Genomic DNA, 21,476 nt, shown 5'->3' with positions numbered 1-21,476 from the left:
ATAGTGAGTATTTGGGAGGTATAGTGGTCATGAAAGAATGGATTGCTTCAATTTTTGAAAAGAAAGAACTAAAAGAAAAAAAGAAAAAATTACATGAAATTTTCGAAATGGCCAAGAAGTCAATTGATTTTAAACAGTTCTCCCCTTCTGATCGTTTAGATTTTTTGTACATTAGTTACTATAGAACACTAGTAGAGGGAGAAAAATTGCAAAGAGTTTTATTGTCGTCTATTCAACGTAATTTACATAGCATAAATACCTTGGAGCAATTAAGAAGTTATATACCTTTGGAGGATATTGTAATAACCAAGGATACTGAAGAAATTGAATCAAAGTTAAATCAGGGATTTGTTATTATTCAGCTAAAAAAAACAGATGAACTTTGTGCATTAATTAATGTTGAAAATGCAAGCTTAGGTATAAGGGAAAATAATGAAACTGAGAATGAATTTAGTGTAGTGGGTCCTAAAATAGGATTTGTTGAAAATATGGATGTAAATATTCACTTATTGAGAAAACAAATAGTAACATCAAATTTAATTTTTGAAGAAATAACAATTGGTACTATGTCGAAAACAAAAGTTGTGTTTTTTTATTTAAATGATGTGACAAATCCAAGGCATGTCAAGACCGTTAGAGAAAGGCTAGAAAAAATTGATTTTGATGTAATTTTTGATAGCTCTCAAATCGATCAAATCATTACGGATAATTCAAATACTCCTTTTCCTTTATTTTTATCAACAGAAAGAATCGATCGTGTTATATATGCCCTCATTAATGGTCAAGTTGCGATTATGAGTAATGGTTCCCCGTATGCTATTACAGGACCAGCTACCATTATGGATTTTTTTATGTCTCCAGAAGATTATTATTTACCATGGATTATAGGTTCTTTTTTTCGGATTATACGAATATTCGGTGTCGTTTTCTCTATATTTTCAACCCCTATTTATGTTGCTATTCTAACGTATCATTATGAAATAATTCCAATGGATTTACTAGGGCCTATTGTAAGCTCTAGGGCAAATGTTCCTTTTCCACCTGTATTAGAAGTCATTTTCTTAGAAATAACAATTGAATTATTGCGTGAAGCGGGAGCTCGATTACCAACAAAAATTGGTCAAACTTTAGGAATAGTGGGAGGTATTGTTATTGGACAGGCTTCAGTTGAAGCCGCATTAACAAGTACGATTCTTCTTATTATAGTCTCCCTTTCTGCTTTAGCATCTTTTACAACGCCAATCTTTAAAATGTCTAATACAATTCGTTTATTAAGATTTCCATTTATTTTGGCGGCTTCCCTCTGGGGGGGATTTGGAATTATTCTTAGCATCGCTCTCTTATTAACACATTTAATGCGATTAAAATCGCTTGGAACTCCTTATATGGTTCCTTTGTATCCTTTTAGGTGGTCTGATTATACTGATAGTTTTATTCGTTCGTCATATAAGAATACAACGAACCGGCTAAGGTATTTAAAGCCCAAGATTTTAGAAAGATATAATCCAGCAAATAACCATGATGATATTAATAACGAATAATAATTATTCAAATACGGAGAGGTTGTTGTGAGAAAATTAATTTTTATAACTACTGTTTTTATCGTATTGTGCGGATGCGTACGTATGAAAGAAGTCGATAAGTTAGATATTATTCAAGTATTAAGCTTTGATAAAAACAGGGATAAGTTAACTGGAACAGCCCTTTACCCTGAATATACACAGGATAGTCAAGAAAATAAAGCAGGCCTTCTAAAAGCAGAGGCTTCTACTGTGAACCTTATTTTAAGTAGAATGAATCGAAAGACAGCATCTCCTGTTGAAATTGGAAAATTAAAAGTTTTGATGTTTGGAGAAAGTATCGCGAGAGAGGGAGTTTCTGACCTTGTACGTGCTATATGCCGTGATCCGTTGATTGGAAGTCATTTGCAAATTGTTGTTGCTGAAAAATCAGCTGAAAGAATATTAAAAGAAGCAAAAAAAGAAGGTGCATCATTTCTATTTGAATTATTACAACAAAATATGAAAAAAGAAAGTTTGCCACTTACTAATGTGCAAATGTTTTTATTTAATTTCTATGGAGAAGGTAGAGATGCCTATTTACCTTATTTAAAAGTGAATAAGGACCACTCTATAGCAATAGATGGGATAGGTATTATGAAGGGAGAAAAGTTAAAGTTACATTTGAATGAGGCAGAGATGTTCACATTTAAGTTACTCTCTGGCCATGGTATGAATGGGAATATTGAAATGCCAATCAAAAAAGAAAATAAAAGAGGGTACATTGTTTTTAATAATTTATATGGTACCGCGAAAATGAAAGTGAGTAGTGTAGATGATAAGCCGAAAGTTACAGTTAACATTACAATGAGTGGATTAATTAAAGATTCTCCAGCTTGGTTAGATTTAAAAGATATCCATAATATAAAATTCTTAACAAAAAAGATAGAAGCAAAACAGACGAGCGAAGTATATAGACTTATAGAAAAACTACAAAAGTATGAAGTAGATCCAATTGGAGTTGGTGACTTTGTTAGAGGTAGACAACGTAATTGGAATGAGAAAGAATTTTATAGAATCTATCCCTCAATTACATTTAAAGTGGAAACAAAGTTGAAGCTATTACAATCAGGTGTTGGAGAATAAGTTGAAATGGTGGGATATATGAATAAAGTAAGTGTAAAAGAGAGTTCTATGGTAACACCATTTTTTGTATTCTTTCTAGTCCATTCCTCACAAACTGGAGTAGGAGTTTTAGGATACCAAAGGGAACTCATACAAGGTGCAGGACATGATGCATGGCAGTCAATCTTGATTACGGGTATAAGTATACATATTGTAATAATGATGATGTATTCAGTTTTAACATATTCAGAAGACGGAGATTTGATTTCAATTAATAATAAACTTTTTGGTGGGAAGGTAGGGTACATTCTATCGAGTTTATTTATAGGATATATGATTGTTTCAGCGATTATTGTTATTAGAGCATATATAGAAATATTACAGGTTTGGATTTTTCCTATGGTTCGTACATGGGAGTTTGCATTGCTTATGTTGATAGTAATTTATTATATTGTATCAGGTGGATTCAGGGCAGTAACTGGGATGAGTTTTTGGAGTGTAATCATTCCATCTTTTTTAATAATCACAGTGTTCTTCCTAGTTAGGTATTTGGCATGGAATAATTTTTTACCTGTTTTTAACCATAGCATATTCGAAGTTTTGCAATCAGCGAAAGCATCCACTTTTATGTATTTAGGGTTTGAGCCATTGTTTTTATATTACCCATTTATTAAACATAAGGAAAAATCAATAAAATGGGCACATTTAGCTACGTTAACTACAACTGTTATTTATTTGGTGTTAACTATTATTTCTTTTGGATATTTTACTCAAGGACAAATTAAGCATACAATTTGGGCCACATTAATACTTACAAAGGTATTTGAACTTCCGTTTGTTGAGAGAATTGAGTACATCATTATTTTTATTTGGTTTTTTATTATTTTGCCTCCAATTTGTTGTGCAATCTGGGGAAGCACGCGAGGAATTAAAAGATTATTTAATGTTAAACCAAAAGTATCATTAATTTGTCTTTGTATAGTAATATTTGTATTTGCAATATTTGTTGATACGCGAATTAAGATAGAAGAATTAAGTAAATTTATATCTAATATTGGATTTTATATTTTATATGGATATATTCCTTTCCTTTATGTGACGATGAGAATTAAAAGGATTTTTCAAAAATAGTATATCTATGCTTTAAAAGATATCTTTAATTAGATTTTGGTACAAATAATACAGAGGTTAAAGTACTAGTGCAAGCTCTATTAGGAATCCGCAATATGAAAAAAAGGTTGTAGAGTAGGAAGTATTTGTTTTACTTCTATCATAATTATTAAAAATATTGTTTATATTCGTAGTAGAAGTTCAATCGAGATACGTGTAAAAATGAGGCATAGGCTGGTTATTATTTCAGTACTATGACCCATTTATCTATTATGTACAGATATTCACTTCAATTGGTTGCAAGAAATGTAACTAAATACTAATTTTATTAGTTATATTGAAGAGAGAATGAAGAAGTAATGTGTAATTGATATATATATAATAAATGAAGCGTCCAGATGGATGCTTTTCCTTTTGGTATAGAAATCCTCTTGTTGATTATATTTTAAATATAATTAATAAATAAGGTACGTGAAATTTTATGATGTGTGTAGAGATAAGCTTACATTTAATACACTTAGGGAAGAATAGCATATAAGATGATGGATTAAATACATATACTTTTATAAAAATGGAGGAGTGTTATGAACGCAGTTTCTAAAGAGTTTAAGCAGACCATAAACGCATTAAGGGCTGCCAACACATATTTAGATTGCTTAGTACAAACTAAAACGTATCTGCACTTTCTAATACTTATCATATTTTGTATTATTACTGTTTACATACCTTTTCCATCATTCATGCTTAATTATATAAATGAATTAGATATACTGATGCAATATATAATTAAATCTGTTTATTTTTCTTTTCCTATTTCATTAGTTTTTCTATTTATAATGAGGGATCAACGGTTTTTGTTTTCTAAAAAAATTACTTTCCAGCAACTAAAAATTTCTTTTTTCTGTGCTTTCATTATTTATGCTATTATGTTGTTATTTTTAGCCGTACTAATATCTTTTACAACATTCAGAGGAGCATCTAATCCCATTGGGAATGAAGGGATTACTAATATGCTTCACAAAACACCTGGGATTGCAATTCAATTAATCGGAGAGAACATTATGTTTGTATCTATATTGTTCTTTTGGCATAAGATCATACGCTCCTTCATAATAAGCCCCATATCTTCAATTACAGCCTCTTTAATATTGTCTGGAAGCTCATTTGGGTTACTCCATCTCTCTACGTATAACTATAATTGGGTACAATGTTTAACTATCATTGGGATACCAGCTATCGCTCAAATGATTTTCTTTCTAATATTTAAAAATATTCATATGGGATACATTCTTCACTTCAATTATAATTTAATCATTATACTTTTTAGCTATATAGCTTCTATTTAAAATAATTTACCACTGAAAATAAAAGAAAAGGTACCCCTGCTGCAAGGTACCTTTTCTAAGGGGTATAACTCATTAGCTAAGCGGCCGTTGGTCAAGTATACCGCCTAGACTATTACATGAGTTATGTTTTTATTATACATTGATCATATCAAAAATATTATCATTAGTGAAATTAACTTTCATTATTTTTTAATTTTAAAGCTACCACCATAATAATAATTTTCACCAAGTTTCATAACAGCTACATATGATCCTGGCTCATAAACTGATGTAATAGGTGTTACAAATCTACCATAATTATGCTCAGTACCAGTATCATATATTGTTTTATATCTTTGCATATTTACTACTTCATTCTCACCTTCACTTAATCAATATAGGGGTTCAGCCGAGATACGTGTAAAAACGGGCTCTAAACTGGTATTAATTTCCATTACATGACCTTTTGCTGTCTTTATAGGTATATAATGAAATTTTCAACAAGATCTATATAAAAAACAAACGATTCTTTCAACAAGCTGTCGAGGAAGAATCGTTTGTTTTTTTATAGTGAGTATCTACATTCCTACACAATTTTTGTAGGTTTAATTAAGTTCAATGGCAAATATAATTAATGTTTAATTTTCTAGATATCTGTATAGTGTGGATTTGCTAATTCCTGTTTCATCTTTTATTTGAGCAAGACTATATTCTCCACTTTGATACATAACAATCGCCCGTTTTACATTTTCATCAGGTTTTCTTGGTCGTCCTGGAGTGATTCCTTTCTGTTTTGCCTCATATAAGCCTTTTTTTGTTTTTTCACTTATCACGTCACTTTGAAAATTAACAAGATGATTTAAAATCAAGCTGAATTGATATCCAGCTTGATTGCTTGTGTCGATTCCCTCAGTAAGAGATTGAAAGTAAGCACCTTTCATATCAATTTTTTCTATTAACTCCACCAGATGGCGTGTTGAATCAGCCAATGTAAAAAGTTTTGTAACGACTATTTTATCACCTGGGTTCAGGTTACTTATTATACTTTTAAGATGTGTTCTTTTTTTTGCTGAAGAATGTTCCTCTGAAATGATTTTTGTGCACTTTACTTTTTCTAAGTTTTTTAGTTGTCCCTCGCATTTCAGATCATCTTGATATGGTCTCATATATCCGATTAACATACATGCTCTCCTAACAGTTAAGATGTTTCTTTTATCATACCATAACTTGGCGTCGAAAAATCAGTCCCAAAAAGGTTCCTTTTTGGGACGATAAATGTTAGACTGTTTTTATTAAATCGTGAACGCGGCTTTTATGAGACTTAAAAGCCACAAAATAAATGATATGAGGTGTAATAAAACAGTGGTAGAAAAATTAAAAACAGAATGGTTTTCTAATGTTAGAGCAGATATCCTCGCGGGGATTGTAGTTGCACTAGCATTAATTCCAGAGGCAATTGCATTTTCCATTATTGCGGGTGTAGATCCAATGGTAGGATTATATGCATCTTTTTGTATTGCAGTTATTATTGCCTTTGTAGGTGGTCGTCCTGGAATGATTTCAGCGGCAACAGGTGCGATGGCATTGCTTATGGTTCCTTTAGTTAAAGAACATGGGCTGAATTATTTATTAGCAGCCACAATTTTGACTGGTGTTATACAAATTATTTTTGGGATATTTAAAGTAGCACGATTAATGAAATTTATTCCACGTGCTGTCATGATTGGTTTTGTTAATGCGTTAGCAATTTTAATTTTTATGGCTCAAGTACCACACTTTATTGGCATTTCCAATCTAACATATGTATTTGTTGCAATTACATTAGCTATTGTCTATATTGTACCGCGATTTATTAAATCAATTCCAGCACCGTTAATAGCGATTGTATTATTAACAGCTGTTACAATTTTTATGCATCTAGACTTACGAACAGTCGGTGACTTAGGAGCGATTACAAGAGCATTACCATCGTTCTTTATTCCAGACGTACCATTTACGTTTGACACTCTACAAATTATTTTTCCATATTCAATCGCTTTAGCAATTGTAGGGTTACTAGAGTCTTTACTAACAGCATCTATCGTAGATGATATGACAGGAACCGATAGCAATAAGAACCAAGAATCAAGAGGACAAGGAATCGCCAATATTATCAATGGTTTCTTTGGTGGTATGGCAGGTTGTGCAATGATTGGGCAATCTGTAATCAACGTAAAATCAGGCGGACGTGGTAGACTGTCTACGCTGATCGCAGGACTATTTTTAATGTTTCTCATCATTGTATTAGGAGATTTAGTTGTACAAATTCCAATGCCTGTTCTAGTAGGAATTATGATTATGGTATCAATTGGTACATTTGATTGGTCTTCATTTTCTTATTTAGTAAAAGCACCAAAAAGTGATGCAGTAGTTATGTTAGTGACCGTTATTATCGTAGTTGCAACGCACGACTTATCTAAAGGTGTAATTGCTGGTGTTTTATTAAGTGCAATATTCTTTGTTGCTAAAATTTCAAAGATACAAGTAGTTAAACGACAAATTGACTCCTATATAACATTTGATGTAGAAGGTCAATTATTCTTTGCATCAGTAGAAAGTTTTGTAGATGCATTTGATTTCAGTGTTAAAAACAGGAGTATTATTATTGACTTCTCAAATACCCATGTTTGGGATGATTCAGCAGTTGGGGCTATTGATAAGGTAGTTATTAAATATAGTGAAAACAGTAACATCGTTACTATACAGAATTTAAATTCTTCTAGTAAAAAACTCGTAGAAAAATTAGCTGTATATAATAATCCGAATAGAAAAGTTTCATCTCATTAATCCAGTATTAGGAGTGAAAACCATGTATAAAAAAATACTATTAGCTGTCGATGGCTCTGAGCATTCCTTACGTGCAACACAAGAAGCAGTCAAAATTGCTTCTTTAATAAAGGATTGTAAAGTTGAAATTGTATTTGTGGTTGATTTTTCAAAAGCAAAGAACGAAGTTCTTCATGCACAAGGAAAAGAAGAATTAGAGTTGTCACGCCGTAAGAGACTCTTGCCCATTGAAGAAAAGTTGCTATCGAAAGGTGTGTCTTACGAAATTAAAATCTTACACGGAGAACCTGGACCAACAATTGTAGATTATGCGAATAAAGAGAGTTTTGATTTAGTCGTGTTAGGGAGTCGCGGACTTAATGCCTTACAAGAGATGGTATTAGGGAGTGTAAGCCACAAAGTAGCAAAAAGGGTAAAATATCCTGTGTTGATTGTGAAATAACATATAACGTTCATACTGTTCCTGATTTTGAAGACTGTTCTTTCAAAATCAGGAATTTTTATAATTAGATATAAAGGAGTTGAAATATGGAGAAATTACAAGTTGGGAAAACAAAAATTTTTGCTACAAAATAATGCAAACTTTTTATCTTTTTTATAACTTAGAAAAACCTTAGCTTACGAAAATCAAGAATTAAAATTCCCAAAATGTCTTAGCATGGTTTTTATGTCATTGGATTGGCGAGACTCCTAAATAAAAATAAATCATATTTTGAATTAAATTTATTTTTATAATTGGCTCTCAAAAGAAGGAATCGCTACCGTGCTCCTAATAAAAAATGAATTGTTTATCCTATCTCAAAAATACTTATACTAGCAGACACTGCGGTTAAAGCTCCTCCTCCATTATTTAAAAGGGTTACAGTTCTTGTTGTAGAGGTATTGTTAACCAAAGTTAGTGTAGATGGGACAGTTGTAACTGTGAAAGCAACATTACCTGTGGTTTGGATACGGTTTATAGATGTACCATATCGTCCCCCTGGAATTGGTGTACCATTTAGTGCAAAAGAAAATTGATTTGCCTGTACCACTGTTAAATTAAATTCAGCTACATATGTTCCGGCCATATTAATTACAATATTTTCAGTACCTGCTACATGTGTCAATGCTGATCCAGTTTTAGGTCCAGTTGTATTGAAGATAACGGCACTTCCTACTGAAATTAATTGATTAGTTGTATCATAAACATATAGATAGTTTGCTGTCCTTGAACTAGTGTCTCCCGTTGGGCCAGTAGCTCCTGTTACTCCTGTTGGTCCCGTTACTCCTGTTGGTCCTGTTGCTCCTGTTATTCCCGTTACTCCGATCGGTAGAGCTGTGACGTACTGTAAAATTACTTTGGTTTATAGTCCGCTTTAAAAATTACCTAAAGTAATCTCATATCAAAATGTTTTGAATGTATACTTACATTTCCGATTTTAAGGATGTTAGGAGAATTGGAATGGAGTTACTATTTTCGTTATTGTGAAAGTAAACTAATATTTTTAAATTTACATTAGTGAACAAAAAAGTACGAAGTCAACTAAAAGACTTCGTACCAACAACAGACTAAAGTACAGTTCATAGGAAACTGAAAGGGTATTTCATCTATTCATTATAACTCGCCCATTCATATTTCTAGGAATTAATTATTAAATATGCATAGTTCCATATTTAATTGTCTTTATAAGTAAAAAACCAATTTTAATTTTGAATTTTCTATTTATTTATTTATTTTAAACTAACTTATGTAAGATCAAATTCCTTAAGCGCCTAGATATATTTCTATTCATTATACGCAAAAAAACCAATTCTTCTGTAATAGAATTGGTTTTTTTGTATGTAATTTAGTTATTACAGCAACCTGAACTCGTATTTTTAAATGTAGTCTTATCAATCTTATTATAAAATAATAAGTAAACATAAAAAGACTCCTTATATATAAGGAGTCTTTTAAAAGGATACAATCCCTTTAGGTAGATAGTGATGGGTATCTATTATAACATATTTTTTTATAAAAGATGAGCAATACAAAGTTGTAATTAAAATTAGTTGGTTATGGTACAGCAGTTATATTAGGATGTAATTAGCATGTATCATTGTTCTTTACATATTAATATGTAAGTTAAATTAATAGATTATATAAATTATTAATTTTCATCATTGATGGAAATAATAAACCTAGTTCATTGAAAAACAACAATATTACTTTTATACCTAAATAAATAACGCTAGCATATTATAATCCATTTTCTCTAATTCATTTGGTATATATTACAAATTAAAGTGCAGCCTAAAAATAAAAATGTAGCATATAGAAGGGTGATCGTGTGAATTTTATTTGGCAATCTTTGATTTTAATTCTTGCTGGAATTCTTTTATTAAGAATTGCTGGAAGAAAATCTATATCTCAAATGACTTTAGCACAAACTGTTGTCATGATTTCCATTGGTACGATTATTGTGCAACCCATCGTAGAAAAAAGTACTATAAAGGCTGTTACTAGTGCTTTTATATTTGTAGTTACGGTTATACTTTTAGAGTATTTTCAATTAAAGTCTAATACCTTCGAAAAATTTATTACTGGTAAATCTAAAGTGGTCATTGAAGATGGTAGACTTAATATTGAAAATTTAACTAAATTACGTTTGACAGTTGATCAGTTAGAAATGCGTTTACGTAATCAAGGGATTTCTAAAATTGCAGATGTAAAAACAGCGACACTTGAGCCTAATGGTCAATTAGGTTATGAATTAAAGGATGAGGCAAAACCTTTAACGGTAAGAGATTTTCACAAAATAATGCAATCATATAATTACTCTCTAGACGATGTACATAATGAACAGAGAGAAAGTAATAATATATTTCAAGAAGTAAAAAACACAAGCAAACATAAAAATAACCATAGTCATAAAGAACTTAAATAAAAATGGTTCTAACATACCTTACTTAAAGGATGAAAAATACAATCTTAATGGGGTATTCCTAGCTTGATGGTGATGGGGTAGCGTCACATCCCCATCAAGCTAATAGTTTTAATTACCCCCATAACGAAAATTTTATGCATCGTTAACTATTGATAATGATAGGTTATGTTAATAAAAATTGTATGGGTGATATATCATAAGTATTTGTATTTCGAGTTATAAATTGTTATGATAAACTGGTTAATTTAGGGAAATAAAGGAGGGGAAATATGGATTTAATCAAAGAAGTGACTTTATTAAGATATCAATTTAGACTTATGCAAAGTATGATTCAGTCAGATGAATTCCCATTTTATAGATTTGTTATAGATCATGAATTTGAAGAAGAACAAGTAAATGCCTTAAGAAAAATTTTAATTGCATTTCATGATCGATTAACTAGAGAAGAAGTTTCGATTTTTGCCCAAAACGATCATTTATTTTCTAAATTTAAACTTCCTTTAGATATGCTATACAGCCCAGAAAAGCCTAATTTAGATGAGTTTAAACTATATATCACTAAGATTTTTTATCAAGAATTTGAATTGAAATACTTATTATTAAGTTTAAAAAAACAATGTATTTTTGTGAATGTCTGTGATTATCTTTTAGAGCAATTAAAAATAATTAATAACGTTTGATTATATAGATATATAAAGGTGATATAAATAATTATTAAACGGCTATTTGGTACCGTTACATCGATATAAAACTAAGGTTTTGCACTATCCATAAAGCAAAAAAGGCGTTATCCTTTCTGTAGAATTATAGGAAAGGATGGCGTTTTTTATGTCTGTTTCTGTGTCTGATGAATTACAACTATTTGCTCAAGAGATTCAAAGTTTTTTATCTCCAAATACCTTACGGGATCTTGCTAGAGATGTTGGTTTTGTACAACGAACTAGTAAATACCAAGCAAAAGATTTAGTCGCTTTATGTATATGGATGAGTCAAAATATCGCTACAACCTCTTTAGCTCAGTTATCTAGCTGTTTAGAAGCATCCACAGAAGTACTTATCAGTCCAGAAGGACTGAATCAACGGTTTAATACATCAGCCGTTCAGTTTTTACAACATATATTGACTAACCTTCTAAATAAAAAATTAACTTCATCTATGCCACTTTCTTCTCCATACACCTCTGTTTTCAAGCGTATTCGCATTTTAGATTCCACTGCATTTCAGCTTCCAGATATATTTTCAACCATTTATCCTGGGGCTGGAGGATGTAGCCATACTGCTGGGATGAAAATTCAACTTGAATATGACCTATTAAGCGGACAATTCCTGCATATCCATACAGGTCCAGGGAAACAACATGATCGAACCTACGGTTCTCTGTGTGTTCCAACTGTAGCACCAAATGATTTATGTATCCGTGATTTAGGGTATTTTCATTTAAAAGATCTTCAACATATACAAGATAAAAAGGCTTACTATATCTCTCGTATTAAATCCAATACACGTATTTATCAAAAAAATCTCACACCTGATTATTTTCAGGATGGAAGCATCAAGAAAGGTACAGAGTATATACAGATAGATATGGAGGTATTAATGAACTCTCTCCAATCAGGAAAAACCTATGAAATATCCGATGCTTATGTAGGAATGACTGATAAAATCCCAACTCGTGTGATCGTTCATCGGCTAACAAAAGAACAACAACAAAAACGATTACAAGATCAAACTGTAAGAGAAAAAAAGAAAGGAATGAAGTACTCTGCTCGTAGTAAAAGACTTAGCGGTATCAATGTATACATGACCAATACCTCTACAGATATTGTCCCGATGGGACAAGTACATGATTGGTACTCTTTAAGTTGGCAAATCGAGATTTTATTTAAAACATGGAAATCATTCTTTCATATTCAGCATTGTAAAAAGATAAAACGAGAAAGATTGGAATGTCATTTGTATGGGCAACTGATTGCCATTCTACTCTGTTCGTCTACTATGTTTCAAATGCGACACTTACTTCTTATGAAAAGAAACGAGAACTGAGTGAATATAAAGCCATATATATGATTAAAGATTATTTTCTTCTTATTTATCAAGCTACACAGAAAGACACCCAAGAACTATCAAAGATTCTCATTCGCCTGTTCAACCTCCTACAGCAGAACGGGCGAAAATCCCATAGATATGAGAAAAAAACCGTCTTTGATATATTAGGTGTCGTTTACAATTGTACCATGTCTGATGATCAAGCGGCCTAATTCAAAAAATGAAACCCGATAGGGTTTATTTCGCATGCAACTCTTTAAATTCTCTACACCTAGCTTTTAGAAAAAAGAAACAAGTTCTACTATACTTGACGTTGTAAGGGCTTAGCTTGATAGCGATGGGGTAGCGTCAGGAAAATGCGGATTTACAATGTTAAGGAAATTCCCATATTAAAAAGCCTAATTTCTCAAAATTTATATTGAAAAATTAGGCTTTTTTCATTACTTTGTAAAAGCTCCCTTTAATTGAATAACTAAACAAATTTAAACGCACCTATTTGTATAAGTAAAATTATTCGCAAACTCTTCGTTGTTTTTTGGTTCGCTATTTATCTATAACAATCGATAATTTATAGTTTGCATATTCGTTTAATTCTTTCAGAAATTGATTCATTAATTCTATGGATGGAAATTTACATTCGAGAAGGTAACAACCATCTCCACTGATTTTATAATTATTTATTAAATATTTGTCTTGCGTTTTTATGAATGACAGATAAGGTTGATGAAAAATGCTTTCTGTAATGATTGTAATAAAAGCATGTATATAACAACCTAATTTGACTCGGTTAACTTTAATTGTATACCCCTCAATAACTCCTTGATCTTCTAATTTCGCCACTCTAGCTGAAACAGCTGGTCCAGTCAAATGGACTTTCTCACCTAATTCTTTCATCGTGAGCCGACTGTTCTTGGATAGTTCATCTAAGATACGTTTGTCCGTATTATCTAACATTTATATAACTCCTTTCATTAATAAAGTAAAACGACCAAAAAACTTTATTTAATCTGTGTATCCATTATTGGGAATAATATAAACTATACATTGTTCAAAGAAAATCTCAAAAAAAAGGAGTTAATAAATATGAATATACATCAAATTCGTAATGCAACAATCGTTGTAGAATATGCAGGGAAAAGGTTTTTAATAGATCCAATGTTAGCAGAGAAAGGAACTTACCCACCTTTCCCAAATTCACCAAGACAAGATCAAAATAATCCTTTAGTTAGCTTACCAGTATCCGTTGAAAATATTATTAATAATATAGATGCAGTCATCGTAACTCACTTACATTTAGACCACTTTGACGAGGCGGCTCAAAGAATATTGCCAAAAGACATTAAACTATTTGTCCAAAATGAAGAAGATGCGACAGAAGTAAGAAACGCCGGTTTCAAAAATGTAGAGGTTTTACAGGAAGATACAATCTTTGAAGGGATCCAACTACTTAAGACAAAAGGCGAACACGGTAGAGGTGAAATCCTAAAACTTGCTGGTTTAGTATGCGGTGTAGTCTTCAAACACCAAAGCGAAAAAACGTTATATGTAGCCGGAGATACGGTATGGTATGACGAGGTTCAAAAAGTTATCGATACACATAAACCAGAAATCATTGTCGTAAATGGTGGAGATAATCAATTCTTTGAAGGCGGTTCTCTTATCATGGATAAAGAAGATATCTACAAGGTGTACAAAGCTGCTCCTAATTCCCAAGTCATTGTAGTCCATATGGAAGCAGTGAACCATTGGAACTTATCAAGAGAAGAATTAAAAAGCTTTATTAACGAAAAAGGAATCAGTTCGACTGTTTCAGTACCGGATGATGGCGAATCATACACGTTTTAAATCAAATTTTTGTTTTGGGGAACAACCAATTTCTTAAGTTGATGGGCATGGGGTATCGCCAATCGAATAACATAAAACCTAAGCTAAATAAAGAACAATTTCCTAGTAACAGGAAATTGTTTTTTATTTAGCTTTTAAATCGTAGTTGGTAATATTTTATTATATAATTAGTAAAAAATAAGATGAAATAGCTAAAATAACTGCAATAACTAAGAGTGATAACCATACAATTAATGTGGTATGTGTTCGGAATGTTTGTGAGTTAATGTTTTGACGTTTAATTAGATATTGTAAGGTTGCAATAATAATAATACTTATTCCAGCAATAACGGATCCAATTCCTATTCCAATAGCAATCTTATTATTTAATGAGGAAAGCTCTTTTCGAACAGCTAAATGAAAATTAGCTACAAGAAATCCCAAACCAGCAATAGCAATTGCAGTACGTAACCAAGCTAGATAGGTTCTTTCATTAGCTAAATGCTGCTGAATATATTTTGAATCTACTGTTTCAAGGGCTTTTGACTTCACTTTGTGTTGCTCCATTACATCGACTCACTCCATTAATCAGCAGTATAGTGTAGATGTGCATACCCTTTTTTACGTCTATACCACACAATAAGAATGCTACAAAGTACGCACCCAATTGAGACTAATTGAGCTATTCTTATATGGGATGTTAACATGAGACTATCCGTACGTAAGCTTTCTACAAAAAATCTTCCTACAGAATACCATAATAAATAAGTGAGGAAAATTTCTCCTCGTTTCAAATCAACTTTTCTTAATACGAGTAATACAATCACACCTGTAATATTCCAGACAGACTCGTATAAAAAAGTTGGATGATAATATGTACCATTTATATTCATTTGATTGATAATAAAATCTGGTAAATGTAACGACTCTAAAAAGCTTTTAGATACAATTCCTCCATGAGCTTCTTGATTCATAAAGTTTCCCCAACGCCCAATTGCTTGCCCTAAAAGTAAGCTTGGAGCTAAAATATCAGCGATTTTCCAAAAAGAAAGGTTTCGTTTTCTTGTAAACCATATAGTTGTTAGTACAGCTCCTATAATACCGCCATGAATTGCAATTCCACCATGCCAAATTGCAAAAATTTCAACTGGATTTTCCTTATAATAATTCCATTCAAAGATTACATAATATATTCGTGCTGAAATAATTGAGATAGGTAAAGCTAAAAAGATTAAGTCGTAAAATACATCTGAAGATATTCTGCGTTTTTTCCCTTCACGAGTAGCTAAGATAAACCCTAATATAGCTCCTATACCAATAATAACTCCATACCAATGTACAGCAATGGGCCCTAGGTGAATTGCAATAGGATCTAAGGGTTTAATTTGTTCTATCATTGAAAAATGCCCCCCTTTTATTTAAAATGTATAACAATATATACATTTTAGATTATTTTTATTATAACATTGAACCTTATCAACATATAAACCACCTTTTCTATTATCCGTATTAAATTACAAATGATATTATGAGAGTATTAACTATCGTTACGTTGTAACAAAAACGACCATTTTTGTTGCGGTCATTATTAATAAACTTTTAGTCTAATTAACTTGCATACTGAGTGTAACAAAAATATGTAACAATATTATTTGTAACAATATCTCCATTTAATCGTTTTTGGTACAATAGTCGGTGAAGGGGATTGTGATAAGGACCATAAGTTTGCCTGAACGGCAAGTTTATGGTTCTTTTTGTTTATGGCAAACTTATGCTTCCGGTAATATTGATGTTTTTGAATTAAAGCTGAGAAGGGATTATTCGTAAGTAAATCGAAGCTAATCTGAAGATGTTATTTAAATTTAGCATCGAGGCAATTTATCAATACACAGGGTCATAAAAATTATTTGAGGACGACTAATACAAACTTAATAATAAATTCAAATATAAAATATTAAATAAGAATAGAGGAGAATATATGGGGAAAATAATTGCAAACGTGAGCAACACTTTAGACGGTATTTTTACGGGACCGAAAGGTGAAGAAAGTAACATGGTAAGCTGGGCAATGCCTGGTATCATAGATTCCGCAAATGATGGTTTAGAGATATTCCAGAGGGCTGAAGCAATCTTGATGGGTAGGATCACATATGAAGGTTTTGCAGGTTATTGGCCGTTCCAAGAGGGGGATTGGGCTAACGCTATGAATAAGACTCAAAAGTTTGTAGCAACAAATAATAGTGATTTTACGAAAGTTCACTGGGGGGACTACGATGATACCATTTCTCTGCTTAACTCTGATGTAATGACGAAAGTAAAGAAGTTGAAAAGAGAAATTAAGGGTGATATCATTGTTTCCGCAAGTGCAGGTCTTGTTCAGAGCCTGATTAATGCCGAATTACTAGATGAACTACAAATAATCATTCATCCTGTTATATTGGGCAGTGGCGAACGCTACTTCGAAAACATTGAATTACGACACGATATGAAGTTGATATCCACCAAGCTTTACGAACCAAGCGGTTCAATACTGATGCGGTATGAGATCATCAAATGATAGCTATTGGAAGCAATAATAATCTTTTCGAAAAAAATTGATCAAAATGAATTCCATAGTTATAAAGGAGTTTGATGATTTTGTATGCTTATTAAAGTAAAGAGTGCTTTACTTTAATAATGTCTTTGAAACAATCTTCCAGAATCGGGCACTTTAATGGAATAAGAATCACAGAAATGATCATTCTTTTTTATAAAAGAATGATTCAATTAAATAAATTAAGAGCGTGTTTTGAAAAAAGATTGATCAAAACACGTTCTTTCTTTTTGCTAATTTATCAAGGTTATTAGTATCAATTTGACCAAACATTATTCCAAAGCTACATTAATAAAACACATGGCAAGCTTATGGGTTAATAATTAACTCACGGCAAAGTTATACTTCCATTTTATTTGGATAATTAGTTAAATATCTTCTAAAATAAGCGATTTCCGGCAAGTTTATGCTTCCAACTGTGGCAAACTTATGGGTAAAGTGACAGGGATGATAAATATGAAGTTTGGTTATATGCGTGTTTCTACATTAGATCAAAATTTAGATCGTCAAAAGAAACAGCTTGAAGAATTTGAATGCGACCGTATTTTCTTCGAAAAAGTAACCGGTACAAAACGAAACCGGCCGGAATTAAATAGTATGCTGGAATTTCTTCGTCCAGAAGATACAGTCGTTGTAACCGATTTAACTCGATTATCACGTTCTACAAAAGATCTCATTGAAATTACGGAACAAATTTCTCAAAAAGGAGCACACTTGAAAAGTCTAAAGGAATCATGGCTTGATACAACAACAGCACATGGAAAAATGTTGTTTACTATTTTCGCTGGTATTGCTCAATTTGAACGAGATTTAACTTCTGAACGGACAAAAGAAGGGATTGAGGCAGCAAGGAAACGAGGAAAACATCCTGGAAGACCAAAAACCGATGAGGAAAAGGTAGAATACGCTTTATATCTTATTAATCAAGGTATGAGCCGTACAGATGCCGCCGAGAAAGCTGGTATCTCGAGAATGACTTTGTACCGTAAGATGCAACAGTAAAATACATATAGTTTTGATTTTAGTATAGTAGGAGGAATTACATTGACCTCAATTGAACGTACAGCCTATCCAAGGTTTAAACAAAACTTAACTCGAAAAGAGCTGAAAGAGATTTATACCATCACATATGAGGAGAACCAATTTGCCCATAGAGTAGCACGTGGAACTATTCCGGTCTTTAGCCTTTTAGTTATGCTAAAGTCTTTCCAACGACTAGGTTATTTTCCACGTCCAAAAGATATTCCATCTGTGATAATTCATCATATCCGTTCGAGTTTGCGTAAATCAAATGAAACCGAACCAAACTTCCGAACAAAGTCCATATATCGACACCAGAAAGCAATTCGTGAGCATTTGCAAGTATTGCCCTTTGGGAAGGATGCTTTACATATTGCTACTAATGCCATATATAAAGCATCTCAAGTGATGGATAACCCCGCTGACCTTATTAATGTTTCTATTGAAGAATTAATTAAGGAATGTTATGAATTACCAGCATTCAGTACACTAAATCGGCTTGCACGTCGAGTGAGAACGCTGGTTAATAATCGTCTTTGTAATACAATTCTCGCTCGTTTGTCTAATATAGAAAAAGATAAACTCGATCAATTACTTCATACGTCAAAAGAAACTCAACATTCTGGTTATAATTATTTTAAAGAAGTTCCCAAAAGCCCTTCTATTACTCATATGAAAGGTTTACAAAACAGACTTTCATTTATTACGTCTTTCCTTCCAAACATTCATGATTTATTAGAAGGCATTCCAAATTCTAAATTGAAGCACTTTGCTGCTGAAGCGAATTCTTTAGATGCTTCAGAAATAAAGGACTTCGCTCCTCACAAAAGATATATGCTGTTGTTATCAACTATTTATCGGTCACAAATTACAACTAGGGATAACCTTGTAGAAATGTTTCTAAAAAGGATGGGAATCATTCATAAAAAAGGAAAAGAAGAACTTGCTCTTTTGAGGGAGCAACATCGTTCCATAAGTGAAAATCTTATTTCTGTACTGAGTGAAGTTTTAGAAACAACAGCTATGCATGATGATAATACACAAATTGGCAGCAAAATTACTGAGCTATTTGAAGCTAAAGGTGGTATAGAATTTTTAAAACAGGACTGTACAGCAATATCCTCATACAACGGAAATAATTATCTACCACTTTTAGAAAAATTCTATAAGAATCATAGAAAAACATTATTTCGGCTCATCACATTATTAGAAATTGACTCAACAACTCAAGACGATTCCCTCATAAATGCTCTGGAATTTTTATTAGAGAACGAAAACCGTAAGGTTGAACATCTACCTAGCGATATTGATTTATCATTCGCCAGTGAACAGTGGAAACATACAATTCGCGTTGAAAAAAGCACGAATATACTTTACCGTAAACGTCTTGAAATCTGTATATTTTCTTATTTAGCCTCTGAATTAAAGACGGGAGACCTTAGTGTAAAAGGTTCTGAGAAATATGCTGATTATAGATAACAATTACTTCCATGGGAAGAATGCCAACCGATGATTGAAGATTATTGTAATGAACTAGAATTACCTTCCTCACCTACTGATTTTGTTAATCGGTTAAAAAGTTGGCTAACATCCGCTGCAAAAACTGTTGACCTAAACTATCCTAATAATGGACAAGTTATCATAACTGAAGATGGAGAACCAATCCTGAAACGTTTGGTACGAAAAGAGTCTTCCAAGAGTAGTAAAATGTTAGAAAAAGAAATTATACAACGACTACAGGAACGAACGATTCTCGATATACTTTGCTGGACTCATTGTACAAGACATTTCGGCCCATTTTCAGGATCTGAACCTAAATTAGAGCATCCAATTGAACGTTATATTATTACTTCATTTGGACATGGCTGTAATTTAGGGCCTGCCCAAACCGCTAAACATATGCGAAATATAGTAACACCTCATATGATTTCTTTTGTGAATCGTAGACATATCAGTGTCCAAAAATTAGATGCCTCAATTCAAGACATTTTAAATCAATACAACCTCTTTAGCCTTCCAAAACTATGGGGGAGTGGAAAAACAGCCGCCGCTGATGGAACAAAATACGATTTATATGAAGAAAACTTACTGTTAGAATACCACATTAGATATGGGAGCTATGGAGGAATAGCTTATCATCATGTTTCGGATAATTATATTGCTTTATTTAGCCATTTTATCCCCTGTGGGGTTTGGGAAGCTGTTTATATTATTGATGGATTGCTAAAAAACAAGTCAGATATCCAACTTGATACGATTCATGCTGATACACAAGGCCAGTCTACTCCTGTCTTTGCACTTTCTTATCTATTAGGAATCAATTTAATGCCTAGAATTAGGAATTGGAAAGACTTAAAATTCTTTAGGCCAAGCAAACATATTCAATATAAACATATAGCTCCTTTATTTAGTGATGTAATCGATTGGAAGTTAATTGAGACTCATTGGCAAGATTTATTTCAAGTTGTTTTGTCTATAAAAGCTGGAAAGATACTACCCTCAACTCTTCTCAGAAAACTGAGAAGTAATAGTAAAAAGAATCGACTGTACCAAGCATTTCGAGAGCTAGGCAGAGTCATTCGAACGATATTTCTTCTTAGATATATCTCAGATATGAAATTAAGAGAGCAAATTACAGCTAGTACAAATAAAGTGGAAGCATATAATGGTTTTTCAAAGTGGTTATTCTTTGGTGGGGATGGGATTATTACTGAAAATGACCCAGTAGAACAAGAAAAACGTATTAAATATAATGATCTCGTTGCTAATGCAGTCATTTTTCAAAATGTCGTTGATATTACCATGATTTTATGGCAACTCAAAAGAGAAGGTTATCGATTCTCACGAGAAGATCTGGTGATGTTAAGTCCATATATGACGAAACAAATAAAACGTTTTAGCGATTATGTGATTGATTTACAAAACATTCCACAACCAATAGAAGAGAATATACCTGTATAAAAGATAAAAGGATCATAACATGGAAATAAAAACCAGTCTATGACCCATTTTTACACGTATCTCGGCTGAACCCCATTAACGGGACATGAAAGTCTAAAATTTTTGAACATAGGACAAGAAACTCTAAACTACTTAGCTAATAATAAAATATTCATGCGAATGAGCCATTATTTAATCTAAAGTATATGTAAGCTGTTGATTGTTTAGATATCTTATAGAAATAGTTTAAATCTTCATGTCA

At 32.1% G+C, this 21,476-nt stretch carries 16 protein-coding genes and 3 pseudogenes; 13 read left to right on the top strand and 6 right to left on the bottom strand.

Going from position 1 to position 21,476, the window contains the following annotated elements:
• Positions 1-29 precede the first annotated feature (29 nt).
• The 4 genes from ACQVV1_RS16200 (at position 30) to ACQVV1_RS16185 (ending at position 5,080) form a co-directional block, all read left to right on the top strand.
• On the top strand, positions 30-1,541 hold the full coding sequence (locus ACQVV1_RS16200) for a spore germination protein (protein WP_431169144.1): 1,512 nt from the start codon (positions 30-32) through the stop codon (positions 1,539-1,541).
• 27 nt (positions 1,542-1,568) lie between these two features.
• Complete coding sequence (locus tag ACQVV1_RS16195; RefSeq protein ID WP_081101926.1) at positions 1,569-2,645, top strand: Ger(x)C family spore germination protein; 1,077 nt, start codon at positions 1,569-1,571, stop codon at positions 2,643-2,645.
• Positions 2,646-2,663: 18 nt separating this feature from the next.
• The gene (locus ACQVV1_RS16190) at positions 2,664-3,755 is read left to right on the top strand and encodes a GerAB/ArcD/ProY family transporter (RefSeq protein WP_431169143.1); all 1,092 of its coding nucleotides are present in this window, start codon (positions 2,664-2,666) and stop codon (positions 3,753-3,755) included.
• A gap of 563 nt (positions 3,756-4,318) precedes the next feature.
• Entirely contained in the window at positions 4,319-5,080 is a 762-nt protein-coding gene (locus tag ACQVV1_RS16185) for a hypothetical protein (protein ID WP_431169142.1), read from the top strand.
• Between the two features lie 182 nt (positions 5,081-5,262).
• Here the strand turns inward: ACQVV1_RS16185 and ACQVV1_RS16180 are convergent.
• Both ACQVV1_RS16180 and ACQVV1_RS16175 read right to left on the bottom strand, forming a co-directional pair.
• Positions 5,263-5,451: pseudogene (locus ACQVV1_RS16180) on the bottom strand (DUF5065 family protein); the annotation flags it as partial.
• A gap of 246 nt (positions 5,452-5,697) precedes the next feature.
• Positions 5,698-6,240 (bottom strand): recombinase family protein, encoded by a 543-nt coding sequence (locus tag ACQVV1_RS16175; protein WP_431169141.1) that lies wholly within the window; start codon positions 6,238-6,240, stop codon positions 5,698-5,700.
• 181 nt (positions 6,241-6,421) lie between these two features.
• Here ACQVV1_RS16175 and ACQVV1_RS16170 point away from each other — a divergent pair, with 181 nt between their 5' ends.
• Positions 6,422-7,885 carry a SulP family inorganic anion transporter gene (locus ACQVV1_RS16170; RefSeq protein WP_431169140.1) on the top strand — a complete coding sequence of 488 codons (1,464 nt, stop codon included), beginning with the start codon at positions 6,422-6,424 and terminating at the stop codon, positions 7,883-7,885.
• A gap of 22 nt (positions 7,886-7,907) precedes the next feature.
• A complete protein-coding gene (locus tag ACQVV1_RS16165; protein ID WP_431169139.1) occupies positions 7,908-8,327 on the top strand; it encodes a universal stress protein in 420 nt (139 codons plus the stop codon).
• A 346-nt stretch (positions 8,328-8,673) separates the two neighbouring features.
• Here ACQVV1_RS16165 and ACQVV1_RS16160 read toward each other — a convergent pair whose 3' ends face one another.
• Positions 8,674-8,991 carry a hypothetical protein gene (locus tag ACQVV1_RS16160; protein ID WP_431169138.1) on the bottom strand — a complete coding sequence of 106 codons (318 nt, stop codon included), beginning with the start codon at positions 8,989-8,991 and terminating at the stop codon, positions 8,674-8,676.
• Positions 8,992-10,194: 1,203 nt separating this feature from the next.
• Here ACQVV1_RS16160 and ACQVV1_RS16155 point away from each other — a divergent pair.
• From ACQVV1_RS16155 to ACQVV1_RS16145, 3 genes and pseudogenes are all read left to right on the top strand, one after another.
• Positions 10,195-10,791: a DUF421 domain-containing protein gene (locus tag ACQVV1_RS16155; RefSeq protein WP_431169137.1), complete on the top strand. Its 597-nt coding sequence runs from the start codon at positions 10,195-10,197 to the stop codon at positions 10,789-10,791.
• A 269-nt stretch (positions 10,792-11,060) separates the two neighbouring features.
• Positions 11,061-11,471 (top strand): DUF1878 family protein, encoded by a 411-nt coding sequence (locus ACQVV1_RS16150; RefSeq protein WP_086423311.1) that lies wholly within the window; start codon positions 11,061-11,063, stop codon positions 11,469-11,471.
• A gap of 148 nt (positions 11,472-11,619) precedes the next feature.
• A pseudogene (locus ACQVV1_RS16145) lies at positions 11,620-13,049 on the top strand (IS4 family transposase).
• Positions 13,050-13,380: 331 nt separating this feature from the next.
• Here ACQVV1_RS16145 and ACQVV1_RS16140 read toward each other — a convergent pair.
• Positions 13,381-13,791: an Lrp/AsnC family transcriptional regulator gene (locus tag ACQVV1_RS16140; RefSeq protein ID WP_016098104.1), complete on the bottom strand. Its 411-nt coding sequence runs from the start codon at positions 13,789-13,791 to the stop codon at positions 13,381-13,383.
• Positions 13,792-13,920: 129 nt separating this feature from the next.
• Between ACQVV1_RS16140 and ACQVV1_RS16135 the strand changes: the two genes are divergently transcribed.
• Positions 13,921-14,682, top strand: a complete 762-nt coding sequence (locus ACQVV1_RS16135) for an MBL fold metallo-hydrolase (protein ID WP_431169136.1) — start codon at positions 13,921-13,923, stop codon at positions 14,680-14,682.
• Positions 14,683-14,841: 159 nt separating this feature from the next.
• Here the strand turns inward: ACQVV1_RS16135 and ACQVV1_RS16130 are convergent, their stop codons facing one another.
• Positions 14,842-15,228, bottom strand: coding sequence for a YidH family protein (locus ACQVV1_RS16130; protein WP_033669475.1), 387 nt, complete (start codon positions 15,226-15,228; stop codon positions 14,842-14,844).
• A gap of 17 nt (positions 15,229-15,245) precedes the next feature.
• Complete coding sequence (gene lgt / locus ACQVV1_RS16125; protein ID WP_131370751.1) at positions 15,246-16,058, bottom strand: prolipoprotein diacylglyceryl transferase; 813 nt, start codon at positions 16,056-16,058, stop codon at positions 15,246-15,248.
• Between the two features lie 581 nt (positions 16,059-16,639).
• Here lgt and ACQVV1_RS16120 point away from each other — a divergent pair.
• From ACQVV1_RS16120 to ACQVV1_RS16110, 3 genes and pseudogenes are all read left to right on the top strand, one after another.
• Positions 16,640-17,218 (top strand): dihydrofolate reductase family protein, encoded by a 579-nt coding sequence (locus tag ACQVV1_RS16120; RefSeq protein ID WP_431169135.1) that lies wholly within the window; start codon positions 16,640-16,642, stop codon positions 17,216-17,218.
• Positions 17,219-17,710: 492 nt separating this feature from the next.
• Complete coding sequence (locus ACQVV1_RS16115) at positions 17,711-18,256, top strand: recombinase family protein (RefSeq protein ID WP_431169134.1); 546 nt, start codon at positions 17,711-17,713, stop codon at positions 18,254-18,256.
• A gap of 42 nt (positions 18,257-18,298) precedes the next feature.
• Positions 18,299-21,235: pseudogene (locus ACQVV1_RS16110) on the top strand (Tn3 family transposase).
• Positions 21,236-21,476 lie beyond the last annotated feature (241 nt).

Source organism: Bacillus basilensis, from assembly GCF_050630465.1.
GTDB classification, from domain to species: Bacteria; Bacillota; Bacilli; order Bacillales; family Bacillaceae_G; genus Bacillus_A; species Bacillus_A basilensis.
Note: the sequence above shows the minus strand (reverse complement) of the source record. Positions and strands in the feature narration are given on the sequence as shown.

What these genes read in the sequence shown, in the direction of transcription:
- ACQVV1_RS16190 (WP_431169143.1), top strand. Translation starts at nt 2,664, where the DNA reads ATGAATAAAGTAAGTGTAAAAGAGAGTTCTATGGTAACACCATTTTTT.
- ACQVV1_RS16115 (WP_431169134.1), top strand. Translation starts at nt 17,711, where the DNA reads ATGAAGTTTGGTTATATGCGTGTTTCTACATTAGATCAAAATTTAGAT.
- ACQVV1_RS16185 (WP_431169142.1), top strand. Translation starts at nt 4,319, where the DNA reads ATGAACGCAGTTTCTAAAGAGTTTAAGCAGACCATAAACGCATTAAGG.
- ACQVV1_RS16135 (WP_431169136.1), top strand. Translation starts at nt 13,921, where the DNA reads ATGAATATACATCAAATTCGTAATGCAACAATCGTTGTAGAATATGCA.
- ACQVV1_RS16150 (WP_086423311.1), top strand. Translation starts at nt 11,061, where the DNA reads ATGGATTTAATCAAAGAAGTGACTTTATTAAGATATCAATTTAGACTT.
- ACQVV1_RS16130 (WP_033669475.1), bottom strand. Translation starts at nt 15,228, where the DNA reads ATGGAGCAACACAAAGTGAAGTCAAAAGCCCTTGAAACAGTAGATTCA.
- ACQVV1_RS16140 (WP_016098104.1), bottom strand. Translation starts at nt 13,791, where the DNA reads ATGTTAGATAATACGGACAAACGTATCTTAGATGAACTATCCAAGAAC.
- ACQVV1_RS16200 (WP_431169144.1), top strand. Translation starts at nt 30, where the DNA reads ATGAAAGAATGGATTGCTTCAATTTTTGAAAAGAAAGAACTAAAAGAA.
- ACQVV1_RS16120 (WP_431169135.1), top strand. Translation starts at nt 16,640, where the DNA reads ATGGGGAAAATAATTGCAAACGTGAGCAACACTTTAGACGGTATTTTT.
- ACQVV1_RS16175 (WP_431169141.1), bottom strand. Translation starts at nt 6,240, where the DNA reads ATGTTAATCGGATATATGAGACCATATCAAGATGATCTGAAATGCGAG.
- lgt (WP_131370751.1), bottom strand. Translation starts at nt 16,058, where the DNA reads ATGATAGAACAAATTAAACCCTTAGATCCTATTGCAATTCACCTAGGG.
- ACQVV1_RS16165 (WP_431169139.1), top strand. Translation starts at nt 7,908, where the DNA reads ATGTATAAAAAAATACTATTAGCTGTCGATGGCTCTGAGCATTCCTTA.